Below are 25,683 nucleotides of genomic sequence, written 5' to 3'. Positions count from 1 at the left end.
CATTAGAGCGCTCTTTTTGTGGCGGAATGGGACTGTTTTTTTATTTTATCATGTTTAATAATAGAGTTGTAGCAAATAATGTAAGCGCATACATTTAAAGTTTAGTTATTTATAGAAAGGGTTTAAATACTATGGTAAAAGCAAAGAATGTTCAAGAAGCAACACGTGAAAACTGGATTGAGAATACATTTCCAGAGTGGGGAACTTGGTTAAACGAAGAAATTGAAGCATCACAAGTACCGGAAAATAATTTCCGAATGTGGTGGCTGGCCAATAATGGTGTTTGGATTAAAACACACGAAAATACCAACATCTTAGTAGATTTGTGGAACGGTACTGGAAAACAATCGCATGGGTCCGGTTTAATGAAAAAAGGGCACCAGATGATGCGAATGAGTGGTGTTCAAAAAATGCAACCCAATCTACGTTTGCAACCATTTGTTATTGACCCATATGCTATAAAGAACGTAGATGCACTTCTAGTAACACATATCCACTCAGATCACTTAGATATTAATACAGCAGCAGCTGTGCTACAAAATAGTAGCCCCGAAACAAAGTTTATTGGGCCTCAGGCAGTCGTTGATATCTGGGAAAGTTGGGGTGTGCCAGCTGATCGTACTGTTGTAGTTCATCCAGGGGATGAGGTCACGGTAAAATCGGTAACGATTAAAGCTTTAGAAGCCTTCGATCGCACAGCTTTATTAACGGTAGAGCCAGATGTGAAAATTAGAGGTGCTTTACCACAGGATATGGACGAAATTGCAGTGAACTACTTACTTAAAACATCTGGTGGTAATTTGTATCATGCGGCTGATTCCCATATGTCTAATATGTTTGCTAAGCATGGTAATGAAAATGATATAGATGTTGAAATTATTAATTATGGCGAAAACCCAAGAGGAATTACTGATAAGGTTACGTCAATTGATGTACTTCGTTCAGCAGAAGATCTAAAGGCAAAGGTGGTTATTCCAGTTCACTATGATATTTGGTCTAACTTTGATGCTGATCCACAAGAAATTGTAAAACTTTGGCAAATGAAGAAGGACACGCTTAATTATCAGTTCCATCCATTTGTATGGAAGGTTGGCGGGAGCTATACATTTCCACAAGATAAGGATGAAATCCAATACCATTATGATCGAGGATTTTCAGATGTCTTTTCAACGGACAATGATGTGCCATTCCCATCATTCCTCTAAAGGAGCAATAAAATGACGATGCTTAAATATTTTCATGATAATGACTTGGTACGTATTTATGATGAGACACCGCAAGATTGGCGTGAAGCACTACGTATTGCCAGTGAAAATTTAAAGGAAAAAGAAATTATCACTGACGCTTATATAAATGAAATCATCAAAAACGTCGAAGTCAATGGTGCGTATATTGTGATAGTTCCAGGAGTTGTAATGCCACATGCATTGGCTACTGGACCCGGTGTTTTAGGTACAGGTATTGGCTTCGCTAAATTCAGTGAGATGGTGTCTTTTGAAGAAGGAAATCCAGAAAAACAAGGAAAACTATTTTTCACACTGGCTGCTAAAAACGAAGAACAACACTTAGAAAACATTCAAAATTTGATGGCTTTATTAATGATCGATGGCATGATTGAAGCGTTATCTAATATCGAAACACTAGATGATTTTAATCAAGTTATGAATCATTTTGAGAGTATCCCTGCAGAATAATGAGGAGAATAAAATGGATAGCATACTAGCAGGAATATTAAAAATTTGGGAATTCTTTGCTGATAATATTTTAACTCAGCCAGCATACATGATTGGTTTCATTGTATTGATTGGGTATATGTTGGAAAAGAAACCTTGGTATGAAAGTTTGGCTGGGTTTTTAAAAGCCACGATTGGTTATATGATTTTGATAGTGGGGTCAAACGGATTAGTAACCAGTTTTCGTCCGATTTTAACAGGTTTGAAAGATCGTTTTCATCTTACAGCGACAGTAATTGATCCGTATTTTGGTCAAAATGCTGTTACGGATGGATTAGAGAAAACATTTGGCCGTTCGTTTGGTGATGTGATGATTCTGTTGTTGATTGCATTTGTTTTTAACATTTTGCTCGTTCGATTTTCAAAATATACAAAATTACGAGCAGTGTTTACAACAGGAAATGTTCAAGTGCAACAAGCTGCGACAGCATTCTGGATTCTACTCTTTGCCATTCCTAGCTTAGGACGAATTGAAGTGCTGCTGGTGATGGGCGTGTTACTCGGTTTATATTGGGCGGTTGGATCGAATATGACCATCAAAGCAACACAACAACTTACAGATGGTGGCGGATTTGCCATTGCGCATCAGCAAATGTTTGGAATTGCTTTGGTTGCGTGGATTTCCGACAAAATGAAAAAGTCTTCTGATAAAAGCAAGACTAAATCAGCAAAACGTTTAGAAGATATAACGCTTCCTGGGTTTTTGAGAATATTCAATGAAAACATGGTAGCAACGGCTATCCTGATGTTCTTGTTCTTTGGAATCATCATGGTTGTGTTAGGAGAAAACTATTTCCATCAATTGTTTATTACTAGTAAGGGGACTTCAGGGTTAGCCCAAGGAACTAGTTTCTTCTTCTACATTTTGACTACATCATTGGGATTTGCTGTCAATTTGGCAATTTTACAACTAGGGGTTCGTACCTTCGTTGGCGAATTAACTGAAAGCTTTACAGGTATCAGTGACACAATCTTGCCAAATTCTGTGCCTGGAATTGATGTGGCAGCAACATTTGCTTTTGGAGAACAAAACGCAGTAACAATCGGTTTCTTGTTTGGTGCATTGGGTCAATTCTTAGCTATTGGTGCATTGATGATCTTTCATTCACCAACAATTATAATTGCTGGTTTTATCCCCCTCTTCTTCGATAATGCGGTCTTTGGTGTTATTGCCAATAATCGTGCGGGTGCAAAAGCGGCGATGATATTACCCTTCTTCTCAGGCATTATTCAAGTAGTTGGCGCTGCGCTAATTTCAACATGGATTGGTATGTCTAAGTTTGGTGGTTACTTGGGTATGTTTGATTGGGATACGGTTTGGCCAGTGTTTACAGTTATTTTGAAATACTTAGGTTACTTTGGAGTAGTGCTGGTAGCGGCAATCTTACTCTTGATTCCTCAACTAGAATATCGTAAAGATCCAAAAAACTATTTCTTAATGGTTGAGGATTACGATGCATATAAAGAAAATAAGGGAATTGAATAAAACAATTTGTAATTAAAAAGAAATGGAGAAATTATTATGAATATTTTAGTATCTTGTGCCAATGGATCGGGTACCAGTTTGATGATGATGAAGAGTGTTGAAAAATCAATGAAAAAACTAGGTATTCCAATCAGTAAGATTAATCATACAAGTATTGCTGAAGGAAAGTCGACAGCAAGTCAGTATGACGCAGTTTTCACACCTTTAAACTTTGTCAGTATGTTTGAAGATGCCAGTAAAAAAGGTGTGACGGTCGTTGGTGTGAAGAATGTTATGAGCGATAAAGAAATCACCCAACGCATCATTGATGAAACAGATTTTGAAGAAAAATATAAAAAGTGAGGATATGATAATGACGAAACCTAATTTACAAATAGCTTTAGATCAAAATACATTGGCAGATGCAGCAAGAATTGCTCATCTAGCAGGACCAATTGTCGATATTGTAGAAGTTGGGACAATTCTAGAATTACAAGCAGGCCAGCAAGCCATTCGCGTACTGCGAGAGATGTTTCCAGATAAGATTATTGCCTCTGATACAAAATGTGCTGACGCGGGGTCGACAGTCGCACAGAATTCTAAGGATGCTGGGGCTGACCTGATGACAGTAATTGATTCAGCTACAATTGCAACAATGAAATCAGCTAAATCTGTGTTGGATGGCATTCAAGTCGAGCTCTATTCAGCATGGAACTGGGACCGGGCTAAAGAATGGCAAAAAATTGGTATCGAACAAGTCATTTATCATCAAAGCCGAGACGCATTATTAGCAGGAGAGGTTTGGGGTAAAAAAGATTTGGACATTGTAAAACGTTTTGTGGATATGGGGTTCAAAGTATCTGTTACAGGTGGACTAAATATCGATACGATTAAATTATTCAAAGGCGTTCCCGTATACACATTTATTGCAGGTCGTGCAATTACAGGGCAAAAGAATCCTGCTAAGACAGCCCAAGATTTTCAAAATGAGATTAAAAAGTATTGGGCGTAACGATGGCAAAACTTGGAATTAACGAGAAGTCATTACCTTTTCAGATGTCTTGGCGAGATAAACTCAATTTAGCAAAAAAACATGGATTCTCTTTTGTAGAAATCTCAATTGATGAGACAGATGAACGTATTGAACGCTTAGATTGGAACAAGGAACAACGGTTTCAGTTAGTTCGAGATGTGTACGAAACAGGCATACCAATTGATACAATGATGCTGTCCGCATTGAGAAAATATCCTCTTGGATCTGAGAATCCAAAAATATACTCCCAATCATATAACATGTGTAAGAAAGCAATTATCTTGGCTAAAGACCTAGGAATCAGGAACATACAGATTGCTGGATATGATGAGTATTATGGTTCTAAGACAGTGTTAACACGTGAAAATTTCATTGAAAACTTGCAGCGGGTAGTTGATTTTGCAGCTGAAAACCAGGTTATGATTTCCATTGAGACAATGGATGACACTTTTATTAATTCGATTGCTAAGGTGAAGAAGATTAAGAAATCCGTTGTTTCACCTTGGCTTCAGGCATATCCAGATTTAGGTAATATTTCAGCTTGGCCTGAAAATAATCCAGGAGAGGATTTGACAGAAGGATTAGACAGTATTATTGCTATACATGTTAAAGATACGCTAGCTGTTACGTCAAATACACCAGGAAAATTTAAAAACGTACCTTTTGGAACAGGAAATGTTGGATTCTTAGGATTATTTAAGACGTTAAGACGACTAGATTATCAGGGTACATTTACAATTGAAATGTGGTCTGAAAAGGAGAGCGATTGCATTAATAAAATTGAGAACGCTCATGATTTCATAGTTGATTTACTAACCGAATCTGGAATTTTAATCGAGGTGTAATTATGTTAGAAAAGCTTAAAAATGAAGTTTATAAGGCTAATATGGCGTTGCCTAAATTAGGATTAGTAACATTTACATGGGGAAATGTCTCAGGCATTGATCGTGAAAAAGGGCTATTTGTAATAAAACCCTCTGGCATTGAGTATGACCAATTAAAACCTTCCGATATGGTTGTGGTTAATTTGGACGGAGAAGTTGTAGAAGGTAATCTCAATCCATCTAGTGACACGCCTACACACGCCTATCTCTACCAACACTTTTTAAATATAGGTGGTATCACGCATACTCATTCACCTTGGGGCGTTTCGTTTGCTGCGGCAAAAATGGATATCCCAGCTGTCAGTACAACGCACGCCGATACATTTTATGGGGATATTCCTTGTGCACCGGCCCTAAGTGAAGAGGAAATTAAGACGGCCTACGAACTAAATACTGGGAAAGTTATTGTATCAGAGTTTGAGCATCGTGGGCTTGACCCAGACGCGACGCCTGCTGCCTTGGTCAGTCAACATGGCCCATTTACATGGGGCACGACCCCAGAGAAATCCGTATACAACGCTAAAGTGCTCGAAGTATCGGCAGAAATTAGTTACCATGCTTTGCAGTCAACAAGATCAGAAATTCATGTTCCGCAATACTTGTTAGATAAACATTATTATAGGAAGCACGGCGATAATGCCTATTATGGTCAGTCATCAACACAATCAAGAAATCACATTACGCACGCCTAATATAATAAAAAAGGCCTACGTAAATCAATAAAATGAACCCGCTAACTTGAACAAATTAAATGTTTGTAAAGTTAGCGGGTTCATTTTAGGTTTCGTAAAATAGATTACCTTCCAAAGAAGTAATGATTAATTTTGAAAAGCATTAACGAACGTTTAACATTAAGGTTTAATAGTATTCATGTTTATAAAAAATGAATTATGTGAAGATATTATGAACATAGCGCAAAATACAGCCTTTAGAGTGCAAAATTTAGAGGTTTGCAAGGAAGTATGGAAGATAACAAGCATCGCGGTATTGCAAGTGGGTTAGAGTGTAATATTAGCTTATTAATTTGGGGTATATAAATGTTTGAAGATGTTAGATTACAAGGACAAATATTGGGGGAAATGGCAACATTTCTAGGGGATTCTTATATGAGGTCAGTCTCAATTGCTCTTGTTATACAAGACCTTGGAGGCACTGAGGAAACTTTTTCTAATGTTTTAACAAAAACACATCAGTTAGTACATAATAATGACATTAGTCAATATACTATAGCTGATTTTAAAGCATTCTATCAGAAAATAGAGCCAGAAATATTTAAAAATGTTAATGATGTAATTATTATTAAGGTATTAAATGGTTTGTTAAGTATGTATATTGAAGATTTATACCCAGTTGCCAAAAATATAGCACTAACATATCAACTAGATAATAAATTACCTGGAATTTAATTCAAAAATCTCTATGATCCCTTGGGTGCTTTTTATGTATACAAAAGTGATTAATTTTACAAAAAATGTTGACACACGTTTATCATTAATGTTTAAATAATACCCATGCTTATAAAAATATTATCCATGGGGGAGAAAATGTATGAATAAAGCAGGATGTCATAAATGAAAAAAAATTTACTACAAGTAATGATTCCAGTTGCTATTTTAATGATTCCGCTGAGAATACTATATAGTAACTACCCTAAATTACTTTGGCTATGGACTATTCTATACTTTTCTATTGGATTCACTAGTTCTTATGTTATAAAAAAGTTAGATAAAAAAGGTAAGAAATAAGCTCACATTAACGTGTGGGCTTTTTATGTGTAATTATAGCCATAAACTGTCTAAAATTTATATCCGTAGCGATTAAAACGGCTTATATAGGACTAGAGAGCTATATTATATATAGGATAATCAGAAGAATTGCTAGTTTAAATACCGGTATGAGCTAGAGTTGCGCCACAGAAAGGAAAAAATGAATGTAAGTGAAAAAGATTATAGTAAATTAGTAGGGCAACCTTTTGACTATAGACCATATGCAATTGATATGCACAAAATGTTTGTAAATATACAAAAGTAGTACAGTTGATATTATTTGTTATAGTTACGTAATTAAGGATAGCAATAAGTTTATGAAATACTTAGATTCTATTACAAAAGATCAGTCTAAACTAGGAATTTTTGATATTAATAAAAACTTTAATTTTGATATTGCGAATGCTGAGTATAACGCTGGTGTATATTTAGCTTCTTTAAGAGTGTAGCCTAAATAATGAAAAAATAAAAACCCTTGTAATCAAGTGGTTTTTTTATATACAAAAGTAATTAATATCACAAAACAGGTTGACATACGTTTATCATTCGTGTTTAAATAGTACCTATGTTTATAACAAAATATAAATATTAGGGGGAATTATTATGAACATGTTTAAGTCTGCGGCCTTATTTTTAGGTACTTTAGGGATAATGGGGGCAACAGCTCTAACGGTTGACACTCCAAAGGTATCGGCGGATGAAGCAACAGCTACAATCCAAGTTAACACTTTCACACCATCTGCTGGTAATGTGTATGGCGCTGATACTTTTAAAGAATCGAAAATTGGTGGAACTTGGATTGTTAAACAAGGCATCAAAGGTATTATTCGTAACAAGTCTGCTGCAACTAGGATTGTCACTGAAACAATGGGAAGTAAAGCAGGTAGAACGTTCAGTATCTACTATTATGATATTACTGGTGGTCTCGAGCCATTGTTATCATGGGCTGATTTACCTGCACAAGCAGCATTTGATGCAACTCTTAGAAGTTTGATGGAAGCAGGTGTAACTAGAGCAGATGCTACTAATGTAGCACAGGCAATTAAGATAGCTATTAGCTTATTTATTTGAGGTATATAAATGTTTGAAGATGTTAGATTACAAGGACAAATATTAATGGAAATGGCAACATTTCTAGGGGATTCGTATATAAGACCAGTGTCAATAGCACTTGTTATACAAGATCTTGGAGGTACTGAGGAAACTTTTTCTAATGTATTAACCAAAACCCATCAATTAGTACATAATAATGATATTAGTAAATATACTCTAGCTGATTTTAAGGCATTTTATCAGAAAATAGAGCCAGAAATATTTAAAAATGTTAATGATGTAATTATTATTAAGGTATTAAATGGTTTGGCAATTATGTACATTGATGACCTATACCCAATTGCCAAGTATTTAACACAAACATATCAACTAGAAAATAAATTACCTGGAATTTAATTCAAAAACGCCCTATGACCCAAAGGGTGCTTTTTATATATAAAAAGTAATTAATTTCACAAAAACTGTTGATATACGTTTGTCATTCATGTTTAAATAGTATCCATGCTTATAAAAACATTATCCATGGGGGAGAAAATACATGAATAAAGCATTAAAATTAACAGCAGGTTTAATTGCTGCTGGAACTATTATAACTGCAACAGCTCCAAGCATTTCAAGCTTTTATAACGTAAGTGCTAATGAACTAGCTAAGGGGAATTACAGCAGTTCTAAAGCTACAACGTTAAAACAAGCGGAAAAAAAAGCTGTTTCTGAAAATGGTGAGTATACTCACAAACAAACACAAAAAGCTGCTAAAGTAGTGAAAACTTCTAATGAAAATACTGATGTAGCTGAGGACAAGTTTAATCAAGTTGCTGATTCAAAAGAGACAACCGTAGAATCTGAGTCCGCTGGAGATGTACAAGTTACTACTGCCACTACTGATGAAGATAAAGTAGCGGGTGTTAAGGTTACTAATTCAGAAGATAATACAACTGTAACTGTTATGAATGATGGGCAATATTTGACAGTAGACAAGACTACACTCGACGAAAATACTGGTAAGTATACTACGGAACAAAGGTCGTTTGATTTGAATGTGGCCAATAATGATGGTTCTGCAACTAATGTAGCCTACGGGTATTTTTCATACACTGGAATTGCTGTAGGTCGTGATGTTCTAGCTACTGCAATTGATTTAGGCATTGCTGGATTAACTGGTAGAGCTACATGTGTCGCTTTACCACGCGTTGTTGCAGGTGCTTTAGGTGTTTCTGTAGCCACGGTTAATAAGATTCAACAATACTCTTTAACAGGTGGTTTTGCTTATGCAGCCCAAAAGCTTAATCCTGGTACTTATATAGCATATAACTTAGATAAAAATGGAAATGGTTGGGTTGGAGTATATTCAAAAACGGATAGAACGGGTGATTCTGTTTATATGACTCAATAAATAGGGGTATATCATTTTGAAAAATCATTTATTCGAAAATTTTATTGTGATATCTATATTGTCATATATCTTAAAAAAGTTCCCTGATATGTTAGGCACACCGTTTTGGTTTTGGGATATTGTTTACATGGTGGTTGGTTTTGTAATTTTATCGCCTATAGTTAATTTTATTAGTGATAAATATTTCAGAAAAAATGATAAATAAATGCCATTTATTGGTGAGCTCGCATTAACTTGTGGGCTTTTTTTATTCAAGCGTTCTAAATATTTGTATAGTTATAAATTTTAGCTTTACAGAATTTATAATACCTATAGCATATGAACGTATATTATTTTTTGTATAATCTACGTAAAGTCATCAAAATCAATATATCTTGAATGACGAGATACTAATTTTAGTTAAAGTACTTGCTGAACGTCCATTATTTCATTCATACTAGTAAAAATAAGTTCAGAGGTATGTCATGTTATTTTCGAGTAGTTTAAAACAATTGCGGTTGTCCCATAATCTGTCACAAACACAATTAGCTAAAAGATTAAATGTTTCACCTAAAACCATTTCAAATTGGGAAAATGAAAGAAATTTACCAGATATTGAATTGGTTATCAAAATAGCTAGAATATTAGATGTAACAATAGATGAGCTAATTATCGGAAATAATCAGTTAGAAGCTAAACTTATCAAAGACAGTCATAATAGTTTTCGTGATACTGTGATGGCTATAGTAGTGACATTATATTCTTCATTAACTGGTATGTTAGCATTAGTATGGATTTTAAATATACAATCATTTCTTCGTAATATTGTTTTTTTGATATGGTTGTTCCTTGGCTTTCTTTTTTGTTCTATGATAAAACCTAATAAGAATCAAAAAGAAAATCCTTTTGATTCTATATCACCAATAATTAGATATACCTTTGTAATACTATTTATGGTTTTAGGTCTAGCAATAACAATAGGGTCTTTTTGGTTGATAGTCAATTATCCGAAAAATATTGCTTGTTACGTAACGATGTTAGTTGGTCTCGTAATAATTATCATGAATAAACCCATTTGGCCAAGAAATGTTAAAAGTGCTAAGTAAATTTAACTATGCTTTATTTCTATACTTAGTATTCAAACTATGTTTAAATACTAAGTATGTACGAGCTAGACATGGACTTAACGTAAGAATATGTCACGAATGAACTTTTTATTATTAGGTAAACGAGTTCTAGTTAAAAAAAGGATGTTATCGAAAATTATATAAAATGAAATGTTCATATTGTTTACGTCCTTTACATAATAATCGTGACCTCATTTGGCTTTTCACTGTGTCTCTATTTGTCACTAGTAGTCAACGAAACCAAACTGCTATAAGAAACACCCTATGCAATCAAAAATAATCTTTTGTTTTGTTCCGGAACCATTTAAAGAACCCGATAAATGATATAATAATTTAAGATAATCATGATGTTGAATCAATTCTTGGGGGATATATGTTAATTCGGGATATGGTACGAACTAAGCCAATTAGTTGGTTATTATTCATATTTGGTTCGGATATTATGATGACATATGGTTTGTTGTTATATCAAGGATCAACACGTTTTAATCCCATGCGAGATTATATAACGATATTGAAGTTTGTTTCTATGGATCTGGTTAGTTTTGTATTTATCATGCTTTTTTTCGATTGGTTACATGTTAAGTTTTTTCAGAATGAATCGGAAAACTTGTTAGATAAAGTATTGCGAATTGGTGGCAATACGATGGCTGCGTACTTTGGCTGGTTTACAATTGGTTTTGTTCTATTACAGTTGTTTACTAATTTTCAAGTAAAGCAATTTTGGTTGTTAACGCTTGTGTCAGGCATTTTAGCAATTATGAACTGGTTGCTAAGACGTATAACGCCAATAAAGTTTCAATTAAATCCAATGGGAGCAGATGACAACTAATCGTCGTCTGCTTTTTAGTTAGAGGGCACATGCTATAATAGAAAATATGCAAACTGCGAATCCACAAACAATTTTAAAAGAAAAATTTGGGTACGATAACTTTCGAGCTGGTCAGTTAGATGTTATTAATAAAGTACTCGCACATAAACATGCTTTAGCTATTATGCCAACTGGTGGTGGAAAATCAATTACCTATCAGCTACCAGCAATGATGTTTGAAGGCATTACCTTAGTCATTTCCCCATTAATTTCGTTAATGAAAGACCAAGTTGACGGGTTGAACACCATGGGCATTCCTGCGACGTTCTTGAATTCGACAGTTGATGGGCAAGAACAAGCACAACGCATGTCGGACCTAAGACATGGGCTTTACAAAATGTTGTATGTTGCGCCTGAACGACTAGAGGTCCCTAGCTTTTTTAGTTTTGTTCAAAGTCTCAATATTGAGTTAATTGCTGTTGACGAAGCCCACGTTTTATCACAATGGGGACATGACTTTCGTCCGAGTTATCTGAATATTCTACCCTTGTTGGAACAAATTTCTGGACATCCAGCAGTTCTTGGTTTGACGGCCACCGCAACAGAGCGTGTTCGTGAAAACCTACAACAATTGTTACAAGTAGACGATGATGATACGGTCTTGACCGGCTTTGCGCGAGATAATCTGGCTTTGAATATTGTACATAATCAGGACAAACGAAAGTATGTGGTTGAATATTTACAAAAAAATCGTGAACAAACTGGTATTATTTATGCAGCAACACGTAAGCAAGTTGATGAACTGACCACTTATTTGAATAAAATAGGCATTAATGCAGGTCGTTACCATGCTGGATTATCTGAAAAGGAACGTCAAAGACAGCAAGAAGCGTTTCTATATGATGAAAATCCAGTTATTGTGGCTACAAACGCTTTTGGGATGGGTATTAATAAACCAAATGTGCGCTACGTAATCCATTACTCCGTCCCGGGAAACATTGAGGCATATTATCAGGAAATTGGCCGTGCGGGTCGTGATGGGTTACCCGCCGAAGCTATATTATTATATGCACCACAGGATATGCATCTGCAAGAATTCTTTGTTCAAAAGTCAGAAGGTTCAGAAGAACACAAGCAAAATGAATATGACAAAATTCGAGAAATGAACGCTTTTGCTAATACGCAAACTTGCTTAGCACGGTATTTATTGCAATACTTCGGTGAAACGGTGACAGAAGATTGTGGTCATTGCTCGAATTGTTTGGATACGCGCGAGTGGGTTGATGTTACGGTAGATGCGCAAAAAGTGCTGGCTAATGTGATGCGTATGAATCAACGCTTTGGTAAAACGATGGTCGCTAAGGTTTTAAAAGGATCAAATGATGCTAGTGTGCGTAAGTATGAGTTTTTACATGATTTACCAACGTTTGGTTTGATGAAAGAGCGAACGCTAAAAGAGCTGACGCGCTTTATTGACTACTTAACGGCTGAAGGATATTTACGTTTCGAGGGAGCAGAGTTTCCCGTGTTAAAAGTAACATCGTTAGGTGCCGAAGTATTAAAAGGTGAAATTGAGATTAAAAAACGTCTTGAGAAGGTACGTATTGTCAGTCAGAAAGTGACTACTGATGATTTGAAACTTTCCGACGAAGATAATCGTCTGTTTGCAAAGTTAAAGGAAAAACGTTTAGAATTAGCTCGGGCCGCTGGTTTGCCACCTTTCTTAATATTCTCAGACAAAACGTTAATGAGTATGGCACAGGCGCGTCCGCAAACTGATACAGAGTTCTTAGCAATCTCTGGTGTGGGTGAAAAGAAGTTTGAAATTTATCATAATGATTTTGCAAAGGTTATTAATGATTTTATTGTAGTTTAATCATAAACGTATTGACAAATATTCATAATTATCTTAAGGTATTATTAGGATATTAAAATCGTTGAAGCGAAGAGTAGATAACGAGCGGAAATTCAAGCGAGTCAGGATAGTGGAAGCTGACATGAAGCAGTTTATTGAAGATGAACGTGGATGATATCGTGAGATTTAAGTTGTTAAGTTTCGCGGTCGGTTAGCGCCGTTACAGTATGAGAGCATGTATTATGCTAAATCTGGGTGGTACCACGTTTTTTACGTCCCTGTTAATCTGTATGATTAACAGGGATTTTTTGTATTTCTTACGATTTTTATAACCTACTAGAAAGCCATTAATAAGATGACCGAGGAATTGAAAATGACAAACAATCATTTAGTGTTACAAACAGATTTTGGATTACAGGATGGTGCGGTAAGCTCCATGAGAGGTGTTGCCTACAATGTTGCCGATAACATTGTTGTTAGTGATTTAACACATGGTATCACGCCATTTAATATCTTTGAAGGGTCGTTTCGCTTGTTTCAAACTTTTGACTATTGGCAACCGGGCACAGTTTTTGTATCTGTTGTCGACCCTGGGGTTGGCTCAAAACGTTTGTCAGTAATTGCCAAGACGACAGCTGGCCACTATATTGTGACACCAGATAACGGCACTTTATCGCATCTATTATCTAATGATTTAATCAAAAGTGTACGTGTGATTGATGAAACAACACAACGCCTTCCCGGTTCAGAAAAATCATCAACATTTCATGGGCGTGATATTTATGCTTATAATGGGGCTAAATTAGCTAGTGGACAAGTAGTATTTGAAGACTACACAGAAGAACTATCAGTTAGCGATTTGGTACGTTTACCAATTACACCTGGTGTTTATCAAGAAACGGTTTATGGGCAACCACAATTAGTGGGTAATATTGATATCACTGATGTCAATTTTGGTTCGTTGTGGTCAAATATTCCCCTACGCGAATTTGAAAAGATGAATTTGCAATATGGTGATACCCTGCGTGTTCAAATTAAATGTGATGGTAGTTTGTTATTTGATGAGGTGCTACCATATGTGCACACATTTACCGATGTCAATCCTGGCGAACCGTTAATTTATATTGATTCAGTGTATACAGTTGCGTTTGGTTTGCATACTGGTAGTTTTGAACAAACGTACCATGTGGGTGCTGGCCAAGGATGGGCTGTTTCATTAACCAAAGAAATATGATAGTCTCAAAGAAAAGGAGAGAAAAATGAAAGAAAATAACAAAAAAACAGGATTATCGGTGCGTTCAGTCGTTGCAACTGGTATCGGCGCTGCTGTGTTTTTCATTTTAATGAAGTACATTGCTATTCCAACTGGTGTGCCAAATACTAATGTTAACGTCGCTGAAGGCTGGTTAGCATTGATTGCTGGTTTATTTGGTCCAGTTGTTGGCTTTTTAGTTGGTGTTATTGGACACACAATTACTGACGCGACTTATGGTGCCCCTTGGTGGTCATGGGTCTTAGCTGATGGTGTGTTTGGACTATTACTTGGTTTGAGTAAAAGATTCTTGGACCTCGAGGGCGGGGATCTTTCAACAAAAAAGTTAGTTCAGTTTAATGTTTGGCAAATAATTGCTAACGTTATTGCATGGTTGATTGTTGCGCCAATCGGCGATATATTAATATACAAACAGCCAGCTAGTAAGGTATTCTTACAGGGCGCAGCGGCAACAATTGTTAACATTTTGTCTGTCGCTATTATTGGCTCTATTTTACTAGTGGCCTATGTCAAGTCACGTCCTAAGAAGAGCTCATTGCGTAGTGAATAAGTAGCCACGGGCTACGTACATAGGGGAAAACATGGTAGAACCATTTATTGATTTTCAACATGTGACATTTAAATATCACGCGCAATCTGAACCGACGTTACATGATGTGAGTTTTCAAATTTATCCTGGTGAAAAAGTTTTAATAGCCGGTGCATCTGGTTCGGGTAAAACAACATTACTGCGTTTACTGAATGGTTTAATTCCGCAAGCCTATCAAGGGGATATTACTGGTGAACTGACAATTAATGGTAAAAAGATCCTAAATCAGTCGTTGTTTGACCTATCTTTGCAAGCTGGTACTGTTCTTCAGGATTCTGATGCGCAATTTGTGGGCATGACGGTCGCCGAAGATATAGCTTTTTCTCTTGAAAATGATAATCGGCCGATAAAAATTGTCAGAGAAAAAGTCGCTAAATGGGCCAATCGATTTGGGTTAGGAAAACGTTTGACGTTGGCACCGCAATCATTGTCTGGTGGCCAAAAACAACGTACTGCTATGGCAGGTGTTTTGGTTGATGAAGGGGATCTATTGTTATTTGACGAACCATTGGCTAGTCTTGATCCAGCTGCTGGTGCGGCTGCAATGGCACTGATTGATGAACTTCAACAAGAACGTAATATGACAGTGGTTGTGATTGAACATCGGATAGAAGATGTGTTACGTGCTCATGTTGATCGTGTAATTGTCATGGCACATGGTAGAATTGTCGCTAATGACACGCCTACTGCCATTATCCAAGCAGGCGTGTTGTCTGCAAATGGCTTAGACGAACCACTATACATACAACTATTACGCCGAGCAGGCGTTCCAGTGAATAAAATACCTCACGTAGCAGATGTTGAAAAAGTGGACGTTTCAAACTTTAGGGACCAAATTGAAACTTTGGCAGAACCAGTGCAGACAGTCACTCATGATGACAAGCAGTTGTTGGTCCAAAATTTGACCTTTGCGTACGACCAGCAAGAACCATTGTTTGAAAATTTGTCGACATCAATTCATGAAGGTGAAATTCTTGGTATTGTGGGCAAAAATGGATCAGGTAAAACAACTTTGTCCCACCTATTAACTGGCTTTTTGACACCCAGTGGGGGAGATATTCAATTAGATGGACGTTCGCTGCTAAGCGATTCTATTAAAGAACGGGCCGACCACATAGGCTATGTTTTGCAGAATCCTAATCATATGATTACGAAAGCAACAGTATTTGATGAAGTTGCCAGTGGGCTGCGATTGCGTAACATTGATGAAGAACAAGTAACGGAACGTGTGCGTGAAATGTTACAACTTGTCGATCTTGATGGTATGCGTAATTGGCCCATTTCTGCATTAAGCTTTGGGCAAAAGAAACGGCTTACAATTGCGGCTGTTTTGGTTTTGAAACCAGAAATTCTAATATTAGATGAACCAACAGCTGGACAAGATGCAACGCACACGTCTCAGTTACTCAGTTTCTTACAGAATATTAACATTACGAACCATACGACTATTATAATCATTACTCATGATATGCATTTATTAGCAAACTTTGTTCAACGGGCTCTGGTTGTTGTTGATGGGCAAATATTGGCGGATACAACACCAGCGGAGTTACTTGCAAATGAAGCATTAGTTGACGCTGCTAGTTTGCGAACTACCAGTATTTATCGTTTAGCCCAGCGTCTTAGCATTGTGCATCCAGAAGAATTAAATGCAGCTATAAGGAAATAAGATGGATAACTCACTTTTCGGATATAAAGCAAGAAATACTTGGATTAATCATGCTACGGGTACTGCCAAATTAGTTGGCTTTTTAGCATTAACAACGATTGGCATGATTTCTTATGATACGCGTTTTTTAATTGCTTTAACAATATTGTCATTTGTTTTAATTAAAATGGCTCATATAAAATATCAGGAATACGCGCTACTTTTAAAGTTGGTATTATTCATTGGTTTGATTAACCTTGTGATGATTACCGTTTTGGCCCCTCAATATGGTGAACAATTATATGGTACAAAACATGTGATGTTTGGTAGCGGTTGGTTTACAATTACGCAAGAACAGTTGTTTTACGAATTTAATCTTCTACTAAAGTATTTATTCTCATTCCCGCTGTCAATTGTATTGCTTTTCACCACTAATCCTAGTGAGTTTGCTGCTGGGTTAAATAAAATTGGCGTACCCTACAAAGTAGCGTATGCCGTTGCAATTACCTTGCGCTATATTCCTGATGTACAGAGTGATTATCGAACGATTAGTTTGGCCCAACAGGCACGTGGCTACGAAATATCAAAAAAATCTAGTTTAATCCAACGGATGAAGGGGACTGTACAAATTATTCTACCATTAGTATTTTCAAGTTTAGGTCGGATTGATACGATTAGCCAAGCTATGGAATTGCGCCGCTTTGGGCGCTATAATAAACGTTCATGGTATCAAGAACAACGTTTTTCCATGCGTGATGTGGCTATGATTCTATGGTCGACATTGATTGTCGTGATTGGCGTCTTGCTATTTATAACTAATGGAGGTCGGATGTGGAATCCTTTCAAATGACAGCTGAACAGTGGCAACAAAAGTCGCAATTGTACAAATCAGAATTATTGACTGACTTGTTACAGTTTTTATCAATACCATCTGTGTTAGATAAAACAACAGCTAATGTTCAACAACCTTTTGGAGCAGGTATTGAAACAGCACTACAATTTCTAGTTGATATGGGCAGGCGTGACGGGTTTAAAGTTGAGCGTGTCGCAGATAATATGGTTGTTGTTATTGACTATGGACCAGAGGATGCAACGGAAACCTTTGGGGTCTTGTCACACGTTGATGTTGTTCCTGGTGGGGATGCATGGACGATAACGTTGCCATTTAGCCCTAAAGTTATAGGCAATCGCTTGTATGGACGTGGTTCACACGATATGAAAGCTGATTTAATAGCTAGTTATTACGCTTTGAAGCAATTAAAAGATGCTGGTTTTCAACCACGAAAAAAAATACGTTTGATTTTTGGTAGTGATGAAGAATCTGATTGGCGTGATATGCGGGCCTATTTGGATCAAGTAGGTGAACCGACGTTTGGTTTTTCACCTGACGGAGCCTTCCCGGTTGTTCCTGGTGAAAAAGGTGTTCTAACCTTATCAATTCAGTTTAAAGGCACAACATTGGGTGAGTGGAAACTACATCGATTTCAGTCTGGGGAACGAGATAATGTTGTACCAGGGACTGCAATTGCTGATGTTGAGCTGCCTGATGGTGTGGATATCAATGGGTTTTTAGCTGCGTATGAGCGTTATCTCAAAGATACACTAATGATTTCGGGTATAGGTCAATATGATGATGGTCATATTATATTAACACTGTATGGGAAATCTGTTCATGGCGCTTACCCAGAAGATGGTTTGAATGCGGCAACGTATTTGGCTAATTTTTTATTAAACTATAATTTCGATGATCAAGCGCATGGATTCTTAGAGTTTCTTGGTTTGACAAATCATAAAAACGTTTTCGGTGAAAAGCTCGGATTGATGTATCATGATGATATTATGGGTGACTTAACAGTAAATGTGGGTAAGATTTTATTCCAAGCTAATGCTGATAGTGAGATTCGGATCAATTTCCGTTATCCAATGGGCATAACGGAAACCGCTATTTTGACACAAGTTCAGCGACATATGGGGAGCTTGAACGCCAAAATATTTAAGCAGGAAGCTTTTGGTACACATCCGCACATGGTAGACCTCAGTGATCCAATTGTGACAGTACTTGCGGATGTTTATGCTCAGCACACGCATACGCAAAAGACATATAAAATTTCTAATGGCGGCTCGTATGCACGCTTATTGAAACGTGGTGTAGCTTTTGGTGGGCAATTTCCTGATGTACCAGTCATGAGTCATCAGCCAAACGAATATGTATTGGTAGATAACATCCCTAAGACACAAGCTATTTTCGCGCAAGTAATGTATGAAATGACTCGATAACGAAGATAAATGAGTTCGCAAACTTAACAATGCGGGCTTTTTTTGCATAATCAGATAGGTAGTTAATGTAATTCAACAGCATATCTATATAAGTAAGACAGACAAAAAATCGTATTATAAGTTACCAGTGGAAATAATTCTGATAAACACTTGAAAAGTAAGGCTATATTGTAGTACAATTAGTAGTTGTGAATGCACAATTTGTGCGATCACTCCTTGCAGCCAAGGCTGCCAGAGACCAAAAGGAGGAAATAAAATGGCTACATCATACGAAATGACTTATATTGTTCGCCCTGATTTGGATGCGGATGCTAAGAAGACTCTTGTTGAGCGCTTTGATGCAATCTTGACAGATAATGGTGCAACAATTCAAAAGTCAGCCGACTGGGCTACTCGTCGTTTTGCATACGAAATTGCTGGTTACCGTGAAGGTACATACCACATTATCAATTTTACTGCAGAAGACGATAAGGCTATCAATGAATTTGATCGTTTGGCAAAGATTTCTCAAGACATCTTACGTCACATGATTGTTAAGCGCGACGCAGAATAAATTTGAATTTTCACTGGGAAAGGAGCGTTAATTATGATTAATCGAGTAGTATTAATTGGGCGATTGACCCGTGATGTTGAATTACGTTACACACAATCAGGTGTAGCAGTCGGTACGTTTAGCTTGGCGGTTAACCGTCAGTTCACCAACGCAAGTGGTGAACGTGAAGCTGACTTTATTAACGCCGTTATTTGGCGAAAAGCAGCTGAAAACTTTGCAAACTTCACTGGAAAAGGTGCACTTGTGGCCGTTGAAGGTCGTTTGCAAACAAGAAATTATGAAAATAATGCTGGCCAACGCGTTTACGTGACGGAAGTTGTTGTTGATAATTTCTCATTACTCGAATCTCGCGCTGAAAGTGAAAAGCGTCGTTCTCAGAACGGAGCATCGGCATCTAATAATGGTGCTGACAACTTCAGCGGATCAAACGATCATTCGTTTGGCGGTAATGACAACTCATTTAACGGTGTTGATCCTTTTGCAAGTGCGAGTTCAAACTCAAATACGCAATCATCAGCTTCGTCAAATAGTGCCCCTAACCCATTTGCGGCTAGTGGCAATACAGAAATTGATATATCAGATGATGATTTACCATTCTAAAATAAATTAAACACTACGAAAGGAGCTTTATTATGTCAGAACAAAACTCACGTCCACAAAATTCAGAACGTCCACAACGTTCACGTCGCCCACAAGGCGGTCCACGTCGTCGTCGTAAGGTTGATTTTATCGCTGCTAACCACATCGAATATATTGACTATAAGAACACTGAATTATTAGAACGTTTCATCTCAGAACGTGGTAAGATTTTACCACGTCGTGTGACTGGTACTTCTGCAAAAAACCAACGCAAGGTAACTACTGCTATCAAGCGTGCACGTATCATGGCTTTGTTGCCATTCGTTACGGAAGATTAATTCCTAAAAGCCTGAGGCGGTTTGCCTCAGGCTTTTTTGTATATTTTGTATAAATTCGGGATATAGCTGTATCTAACGCACCATGTTATGGCTTGTCTGAAGTATTATCATATTAATCATGACACCCTGTGGTAAAATAGAAGATATGATAATCAGAAGGAAGTAGCACGTGAAACGATTTTTTAGTTTTAAAAATTTACCAATATTCTTTCAAAACACTAAACTAAGTACAGTGGCATTTCTGTTACTTGTATCAAGTGTAATGAGTGTTATTTTTGCTATGCTTTTTAATATAACATTTGGACTTATTTGGTTGGCAATAGTTATTATTGGATTAGTATTTAGTGCACAAGCTTTCAAAGAGGTTAGTGAAGATGCACAAGAGTACTTGTCTGGATTGGGGTATCGAATTGCACGTAGTGAACAAGAAGCTTTAATTCGAATGCCGATTGGCATTATTCTGCTTAATCAAGATAAAAAAATTGATTGGATTAATCCATATATGCAAGCATATCTAGACAAAAGAGATGTGCTTGGATTAGAATTGTCGGAGCTAGATAATAAATTGGCTCTAGAGATTGATAATTATGCCGATGCTTCCGAGACGAATACAATCACCTGGCAGGGTAGGCAGTTTTCGTTATTTGTTCAACAAAACTTACGGGTCATTTATTTGATGGATATCAGTGAGTATGCCGCGATTACTAAAAAATATGAAGATCATCAGCTGTTCAGTGGGTTAATATCGGTTGACAACTACGAGGAAGTCACTGATGGTATGAGCGAGTCCGAAACGTCTACTTTACGGACATACGTGACACGCGCATTGTCTGATTGGGCACTCGAACATCATATTTATATCCGCCGTTTGAATACACTGCATTATGTCATGTTTGGTTATCAGTCAGCCCTTCAAGAAGCTGAGGAAGATAAGTTCAGTGTCCTAAAGGACATTCGAGAAGCAACGGCACAACAGAACTCACCTGTGACATTGTCGGTCGGAATAGCATATGATGACACAGATATTAATAAGCTTGCTAAAATGGCCCAGACGAACTTAGATTTGGCCTTGGGTCGTGGTGGTGATCAGGTGGTTGTGAAATCTGAAAAGGCAGCGGCACGTTTTTATGGTGGTGCAAGTAATCCGATGGAAAAGCGTACCCGTGTCCGGGCTCGCATGGTATCACAAACTATTGCTGAACTAATGGAGCAGGCTGATAATATTATGATTGTCGGACATGCAATGCCGGATTTAGATGCAGTTGGCTCTGGATTGGGTGTCTGGCGTATGGCCCAGACAAAAAGTAAACCAGCTTTTCTTGTGTTGGACGAAAAACATGTGTACAGCGATATCCAGCTACTGTTAGCTGAACTTCGCAAAAAGCCAGCAGAATTTGTGGCACCAGGATCAAATATTGATGATTCTATCGTAGATGAAGCGCGAGCATTGAAGCTAGTACGTGATAATACTTTATTGGTATTAGTTGATCATGCCAAAGCAAGTATTTCTGGTGCACCACAGTTACTCGAGAGGTTAGCCAACCGTGTAGTTGTGATTGATCATCATCGTCTAGCCGAGCAAGGTTTAGATGAAAAACCATTGATGTCTTATATAGAGCCATATGCATCATCGACATCAGAACTAGTTGTTGAGTTGCTGCAATATCAAGATCAGTCACATGCACCAATTACAAAGCTAGAATCGACGGCGATGTTAGGTGGCATACAGATTGATACTAAAAACTTCACTTTGCGTACGGGATCACGTACGTTTGATGCTGCTAGCTATTTGCGTGCTAACGGAGCTGATAGCAACTTGATTCAGTCATTTATGAAAGAGAAGTTTTCGGATTTCAAATCGCGAAGTCATTTGGTTAATTTAGCAGAGATTCATGAAGGAAATGCTATTGCTGTTGGTGATAACAAGGATATCTATTCTGGTTTGCTTACTGCACAAGCTGCGGACGAACTTTTGCAGATTAGCGGTGTGTATGCCTCATTTGTGATCACTAAACGTCAGGATGGACGGGTTGGTATTTCAGCTCGATCAACTGGGGAACGTAATGTTCAACGTACAATGGAGGCCCTTGGCGGCGGCGGGCATTTATCTAACGCAGCCACCCAAATTGCTAATGTAACAACCGAAGAAGCCAAACAACAATTATTAAATATAATTGCGGAACAATCAGAAGATTAACATAGGGGATTAAAAAATGAAAGTAGTATTTTTAGAAGACGTTAAAGGTCGCGGAAAAAAAGGAGAAATTAAGGAAGTACCTGATGGGTATGCCAATAATTTTCTAATTAAAAATAAGAAAGCGGAGCCGGCTACAGGCAAAAACTTGGGCGCAGTTAAGGGGCGTCAAAAGGCTGAAGAAAAAGCGGCAGCCGAGGAACTAGCTGAAGCGAGAAAATTAGCAGATTTTTTTGCTAACGAGAAGACAGTTGTTGAGCTAACTGGCAAATCAGGAACAGATGGACGTTTATTCGGTGCTGTTTCAACAAAACAAATTGCGGCTGCCTTAGAAAAACAATATCAAATCAAAATTGATAAACGAAAAATGGAACTCAATCAACCAATACACGCACTTGGTTATACAGATGTACCAGTTAAATTACACCGAGAAGTGACAGCGCAGTTGCGTGTTCATGTAAGCGAGGGTTAATATGGATAATCCGGTATCAAATGAATATCGGCAAGTGCCGCAAGATGGTGATGCTGAACGCGCAGTTCTCGGATCCATCTTTTTTGCTGTTAAGTCAGAAAATGCGATGGTTGAAGCTAGTGCAATCTTGGTACCTGAGGATTTCAATAAATTAGCGAACCAAACTATTTTTAAAGCCATGCAGGCATTAGTGGATGAAAACCGTCCAATTGATATGTTGACAGTGCAAGATAAACTGAATAGTATGCATCAACTTGAAAATGTTGGTGGCATGGCTTATCTGGCAGAAATATCAGAGTCAACAGCTTCATCCGCCAATTTGAAGCATTATGCAAATATTGTTCGAGAAAAATCTGTTTTACGAAAAATGATTGATACGTTAACGAGAACAATGTCGTTGGCTTATGATGCTGCAGAACCAAGTGAAGATTTATTAGCGCAATTATCACGTAGTATTGATACCATTGCTGAAAATCGTGGTGATGAAAACTTTAGGAAAATTAAAGATGTACTGCAGGAATATCAAGCTAATCTAGACGAAGCGGTTAAAAATGATAGTGATGTTGTTGGTTTATCAACAGGATATCCTGAAATGGACAAAATTACACATGGCTTTCGAAATGATCAGATGATTGTTTTTGGTGCTCGCCCAGCCGTTGGTAAAACAGCTTTCGTGTTGAATATCGCTCGTAATGTAGCCAAAAATGAAAAAGTGCCTGTCGTTATTTTTGAAATGGAGATGAGTGCGACAGATATTGTTGGTCGATTGCTTGCGGGTGAGGGGTCAATTGATTCTAATCATTTAACCACAGGGCAGATGACGCAAGAAGATTGGCAGGCGTTAACACTTGCTATGCAATCATTGGCGCAAATGAAAATTTACATGGATGATACTGCTGGTATTAAAATTAACCAGATTAGTGCCAAGCTACATCAATTGGAACGTGATTTGTTAAGTGACATGACTCAAGAAGAGCGCATTCAAAATCCGCATCCAATCGGTATGGTCGTAATTGATTATTTGGGGCTAATTGAGTCCAATAACTCTGAAAGCCGTCAACAAGCTGTTTCTGAAGTTTCACGAGCGATTAAAAAAATGGCAAAAGAATTAAATACACCAATTATCGCACTGGCACAATTGAGTCGAGGTGTGGAGCAACGTACTGACAAGCGCCCAGTTTTGTCAGACTTACGTGATTCGGGTTCGATTGAACAAGATGCTGATGTTGTCGCGTTTTTGTATCGAGATGATTATTCACGTGGCGATTCTGAAGATGGTGACGGGGATCCGCGTGAAGAACAAGAAGCGGTGCCGATTGAAATTATATTTGAAAAAAACCGAGCCGGCGCTCGTGGTACAGCTACCTTAATGTTTAATAAACCGACATTCAAGTTTAATGCTATGGCACCGCTATATCGGAATGATATGAACGCTGGAGCGCCTGATGTTAGTCCAGGGTGGTAGGTAGATAACAGTCAAGTAACTATATAAGATCCATTTATAAACTATCTTAGTTTACGTTAGATAGTAAAATACACAGTAAATTAAAAAAGCACTAGTATGAGATGCTCGCTTAAACAGCAGAACAAGTACTAGTGCTTTTTAAAATAGATATTGTAGTGTTGAGATGAACAAAATGACAATCAAGTATAATGGTATACCACGACTGAAATTTTGCCAATCTGCAGCTGATAGGTTAAACCCAAGTAACAGGCTACCGATAATTAAAATAACGAATGTGTTTCTAATATATAAACCTGGTACCCATATAAATTTTATGAGTGAGCAAATAGCAGCTGTTACACCTACTATTGGCGCGATGCTGATAAAGATATTGCCAAGTTTTTGATAAAAACTACTGGGATTATATTCGCGGTTGACATAACCTAGCACACCATCGTCACTAATTTGCCACAAACGAAACTCAGTAATATGATGGCGAAAAATAATGGCAACAATTAGATGACTCAATTCGTGTATTACCACACCAAAAAAACTTAGAATAGCAGTTATCGTATAAGATGTGTGAATTGTCAGCCACTGCGATAATAAGCTAGACAAAAAACTAATTGACCAAGCAATTATGATAGGTAAAATCAAAAAGTAACCAATATTTTGCGCAAATTGAAGTAAAAATTCAGTCATGCTCTAATAAATCTACAAAGTCGGCACCAACTAATGATGCAACATCACGCGGATTGATTTTATCTGAACGACTTAACTCGCCGCCACTGACAAGAATGAAAGGTTGCTCAGCAGCGCTGAGATCAAAATAAATAGGGAAATGCTTGTTCTGCCAGATTCCAACAGGGTTATTAGCGCCGTGAATATAACCAGTCGTCCTTTGTAATTCTTTAAGAGGTAACATGGCCACTTTTTTATTACCTGATGCAGCTGCTAACTTTTTTAGTGACAGATGTTTTGTGATAGGTAACACTGCTACAATGGGCCCAGTTTTATCCCCATGTGCGGCGAGTGTTTTATAAATGTCATCATGTTTCACGTGAAACGTTTCCAGGATTGCATCACGCTGAACTGGCGTTTTATCCAAGATATTTAGTTCAAGTGGTTCATATTTCACTTTGTGTTTGTCCATGACTTGTTCGGGCAACGTTTTTTTCATTTTCTTTTTACTCATAAGTAATATTTTATCACAAATT

The 25,683-nt window shown here is 37.3% G+C and carries 28 protein-coding genes; 26 read left to right on the top strand and 2 right to left on the bottom strand.

The window, feature by feature from the left end; genetic code table 11:
* Positions 1 to 131 precede the first annotated feature (131 nt).
* The 26 genes from ulaG to dnaB all read left to right on the top strand — a co-directional run bounded on the left by ulaG (position 132) and on the right by dnaB (position 24,487).
* Entirely contained in the window at positions 132 to 1,205 is a 1,074-nt protein-coding gene (gene ulaG / locus HFP47_RS08420) for an L-ascorbate 6-phosphate lactonase (protein WP_115231373.1), read from the top strand.
* Positions 1,206 to 1,217: 12 nt separating this feature from the next.
* Entirely contained in the window at positions 1,218 to 1,694 is a 477-nt protein-coding gene (locus HFP47_RS08415; RefSeq protein ID WP_179876317.1) for a PTS sugar transporter subunit IIA, read from the top strand.
* A gap of 13 nt (positions 1,695 to 1,707) precedes the next feature.
* A complete protein-coding gene (locus HFP47_RS08410) occupies positions 1,708 to 3,219 on the top strand; it encodes a PTS ascorbate transporter subunit IIC (RefSeq protein ID WP_011680519.1) in 1,512 nt (503 codons plus the stop codon).
* A gap of 36 nt (positions 3,220 to 3,255) precedes the next feature.
* Complete coding sequence (locus tag HFP47_RS08405; RefSeq protein WP_011680518.1) at positions 3,256 to 3,561, top strand: PTS sugar transporter subunit IIB; 306 nt, start codon at positions 3,256 to 3,258, stop codon at positions 3,559 to 3,561.
* Between the two features lie 10 nt (positions 3,562 to 3,571).
* The gene (locus tag HFP47_RS08400) at positions 3,572 to 4,210 is read left to right on the top strand and encodes a 3-keto-L-gulonate-6-phosphate decarboxylase UlaD (RefSeq protein ID WP_179876316.1); all 639 of its coding nucleotides are present in this window, start codon (positions 3,572 to 3,574) and stop codon (positions 4,208 to 4,210) included.
* Positions 4,211 to 4,212: 2 nt separating this feature from the next.
* Entirely contained in the window at positions 4,213 to 5,076 is an 864-nt protein-coding gene (locus tag HFP47_RS08395) for an L-ribulose-5-phosphate 3-epimerase (RefSeq protein ID WP_041775179.1), read from the top strand.
* A gap of 2 nt (positions 5,077 to 5,078) precedes the next feature.
* Positions 5,079 to 5,807 (top strand): L-ribulose-5-phosphate 4-epimerase, encoded by a 729-nt coding sequence (locus HFP47_RS08390; RefSeq protein ID WP_025268560.1) that lies wholly within the window; start codon positions 5,079 to 5,081, stop codon positions 5,805 to 5,807.
* A 345-nt stretch (positions 5,808 to 6,152) separates the two neighbouring features.
* A complete protein-coding gene (locus tag HFP47_RS08385) occupies positions 6,153 to 6,521 on the top strand; it encodes a hypothetical protein (RefSeq protein WP_102753570.1) in 369 nt (122 codons plus the stop codon).
* Between the two features lie 677 nt (positions 6,522 to 7,198).
* A complete protein-coding gene (locus HFP47_RS10745; protein WP_257229743.1) occupies positions 7,199 to 7,330 on the top strand; it encodes a hypothetical protein in 132 nt (43 codons plus the stop codon).
* Between the two features lie 154 nt (positions 7,331 to 7,484).
* Positions 7,485 to 7,952, top strand: a complete 468-nt coding sequence (locus tag HFP47_RS08380) for a hypothetical protein (protein WP_050884532.1) — start codon at positions 7,485 to 7,487, stop codon at positions 7,950 to 7,952.
* 9 nt (positions 7,953 to 7,961) lie between these two features.
* Positions 7,962 to 8,330 (top strand): hypothetical protein, encoded by a 369-nt coding sequence (locus tag HFP47_RS08375; RefSeq protein ID WP_050895092.1) that lies wholly within the window; start codon positions 7,962 to 7,964, stop codon positions 8,328 to 8,330.
* A gap of 142 nt (positions 8,331 to 8,472) precedes the next feature.
* Positions 8,473 to 9,327: a hypothetical protein gene (locus HFP47_RS08370; RefSeq protein ID WP_115231371.1), complete on the top strand. Its 855-nt coding sequence runs from the start codon at positions 8,473 to 8,475 to the stop codon at positions 9,325 to 9,327.
* A gap of 464 nt (positions 9,328 to 9,791) precedes the next feature.
* The gene (locus tag HFP47_RS08365; protein WP_115231370.1) at positions 9,792 to 10,412 is read left to right on the top strand and encodes a helix-turn-helix transcriptional regulator; all 621 of its coding nucleotides are present in this window, start codon (positions 9,792 to 9,794) and stop codon (positions 10,410 to 10,412) included.
* Positions 10,413 to 10,806: 394 nt separating this feature from the next.
* A complete protein-coding gene (locus HFP47_RS08360; protein ID WP_011680509.1) occupies positions 10,807 to 11,265 on the top strand; it encodes a hypothetical protein in 459 nt (152 codons plus the stop codon).
* A gap of 46 nt (positions 11,266 to 11,311) precedes the next feature.
* On the top strand, positions 11,312 to 13,120 hold the full coding sequence (recQ, locus tag HFP47_RS08355; RefSeq protein ID WP_011680508.1) for a DNA helicase RecQ: 1,809 nt from the start codon (positions 11,312 to 11,314) through the stop codon (positions 13,118 to 13,120).
* 352 nt (positions 13,121 to 13,472) lie between these two features.
* Complete coding sequence (locus HFP47_RS08350; protein ID WP_041775255.1) at positions 13,473 to 14,333, top strand: S-adenosyl-l-methionine hydroxide adenosyltransferase family protein; 861 nt, start codon at positions 13,473 to 13,475, stop codon at positions 14,331 to 14,333.
* Between the two features lie 25 nt (positions 14,334 to 14,358).
* Entirely contained in the window at positions 14,359 to 14,922 is a 564-nt protein-coding gene (locus tag HFP47_RS08345; protein ID WP_002815489.1) for an ECF-type riboflavin transporter substrate-binding protein, read from the top strand.
* A gap of 31 nt (positions 14,923 to 14,953) precedes the next feature.
* On the top strand, positions 14,954 to 16,630 hold the full coding sequence (locus HFP47_RS08340; RefSeq protein WP_179876315.1) for an ABC transporter ATP-binding protein: 1,677 nt from the start codon (positions 14,954 to 14,956) through the stop codon (positions 16,628 to 16,630).
* Position 16,631: 1 nt separating this feature from the next.
* Positions 16,632 to 17,459: an energy-coupling factor transporter transmembrane protein EcfT gene (locus HFP47_RS08335; protein ID WP_011680505.1), complete on the top strand. Its 828-nt coding sequence runs from the start codon at positions 16,632 to 16,634 to the stop codon at positions 17,457 to 17,459.
* Positions 17,456 to 18,886 (top strand): dipeptidase PepV, encoded by a 1,431-nt coding sequence (pepV, locus tag HFP47_RS08330; RefSeq protein WP_179876409.1) that lies wholly within the window; start codon positions 17,456 to 17,458, stop codon positions 18,884 to 18,886. The genes HFP47_RS08335 and pepV overlap by 4 nt, the downstream gene beginning before the upstream one ends.
* Positions 18,887 to 19,142: 256 nt before the next feature.
* Positions 19,143 to 19,439, top strand: coding sequence for a 30S ribosomal protein S6 (gene rpsF / locus HFP47_RS08325; RefSeq protein WP_011680503.1), 297 nt, complete (start codon positions 19,143 to 19,145; stop codon positions 19,437 to 19,439).
* 33 nt (positions 19,440 to 19,472) lie between these two features.
* A complete protein-coding gene (gene ssb / locus HFP47_RS08320; protein WP_014325207.1) occupies positions 19,473 to 20,039 on the top strand; it encodes a single-stranded DNA-binding protein in 567 nt (188 codons plus the stop codon).
* 32 nt (positions 20,040 to 20,071) lie between these two features.
* The gene (gene rpsR, locus HFP47_RS08315; RefSeq protein ID WP_004911134.1) at positions 20,072 to 20,356 is read left to right on the top strand and encodes a 30S ribosomal protein S18; all 285 of its coding nucleotides are present in this window, start codon (positions 20,072 to 20,074) and stop codon (positions 20,354 to 20,356) included.
* Positions 20,357 to 20,525: 169 nt separating this feature from the next.
* A complete protein-coding gene (locus HFP47_RS08310; protein WP_179876314.1) occupies positions 20,526 to 22,553 on the top strand; it encodes a DHH family phosphoesterase in 2,028 nt (675 codons plus the stop codon).
* A 16-nt stretch (positions 22,554 to 22,569) separates the two neighbouring features.
* Entirely contained in the window at positions 22,570 to 23,022 is a 453-nt protein-coding gene (gene rplI, locus HFP47_RS08305) for a 50S ribosomal protein L9 (protein WP_011680501.1), read from the top strand.
* A gap of 1 nt (position 23,023) precedes the next feature.
* Positions 23,024 to 24,487 (top strand): replicative DNA helicase, encoded by a 1,464-nt coding sequence (gene dnaB, locus HFP47_RS08300; protein ID WP_002815498.1) that lies wholly within the window; start codon positions 23,024 to 23,026, stop codon positions 24,485 to 24,487.
* 138 nt (positions 24,488 to 24,625) lie between these two features.
* On the opposite strand, the gene HFP47_RS08295 is transcribed toward dnaB, so the two are convergent.
* Entirely contained in the window at positions 24,626 to 25,168 is a 543-nt protein-coding gene (locus tag HFP47_RS08295; RefSeq protein WP_179876313.1) for a hypothetical protein, read from the bottom strand.
* Complete coding sequence (locus HFP47_RS08290; protein WP_179876312.1) at positions 25,161 to 25,661, bottom strand: aminoacyl-tRNA deacylase; 501 nt, start codon at positions 25,659 to 25,661, stop codon at positions 25,161 to 25,163. The genes HFP47_RS08295 and HFP47_RS08290 overlap by 8 nt, the downstream gene beginning before the upstream one ends.
* Between the last annotated feature and the right edge of the window lie 22 nt (positions 25,662 to 25,683).

This window comes from Leuconostoc sp. DB-1, from assembly GCF_013414845.1.
Classification (GTDB): Bacteria; Bacillota; Bacilli; order Lactobacillales; family Lactobacillaceae; genus Leuconostoc; species Leuconostoc mesenteroides.
This window is presented reverse-complemented; position numbering and strand designations above follow the sequence as displayed.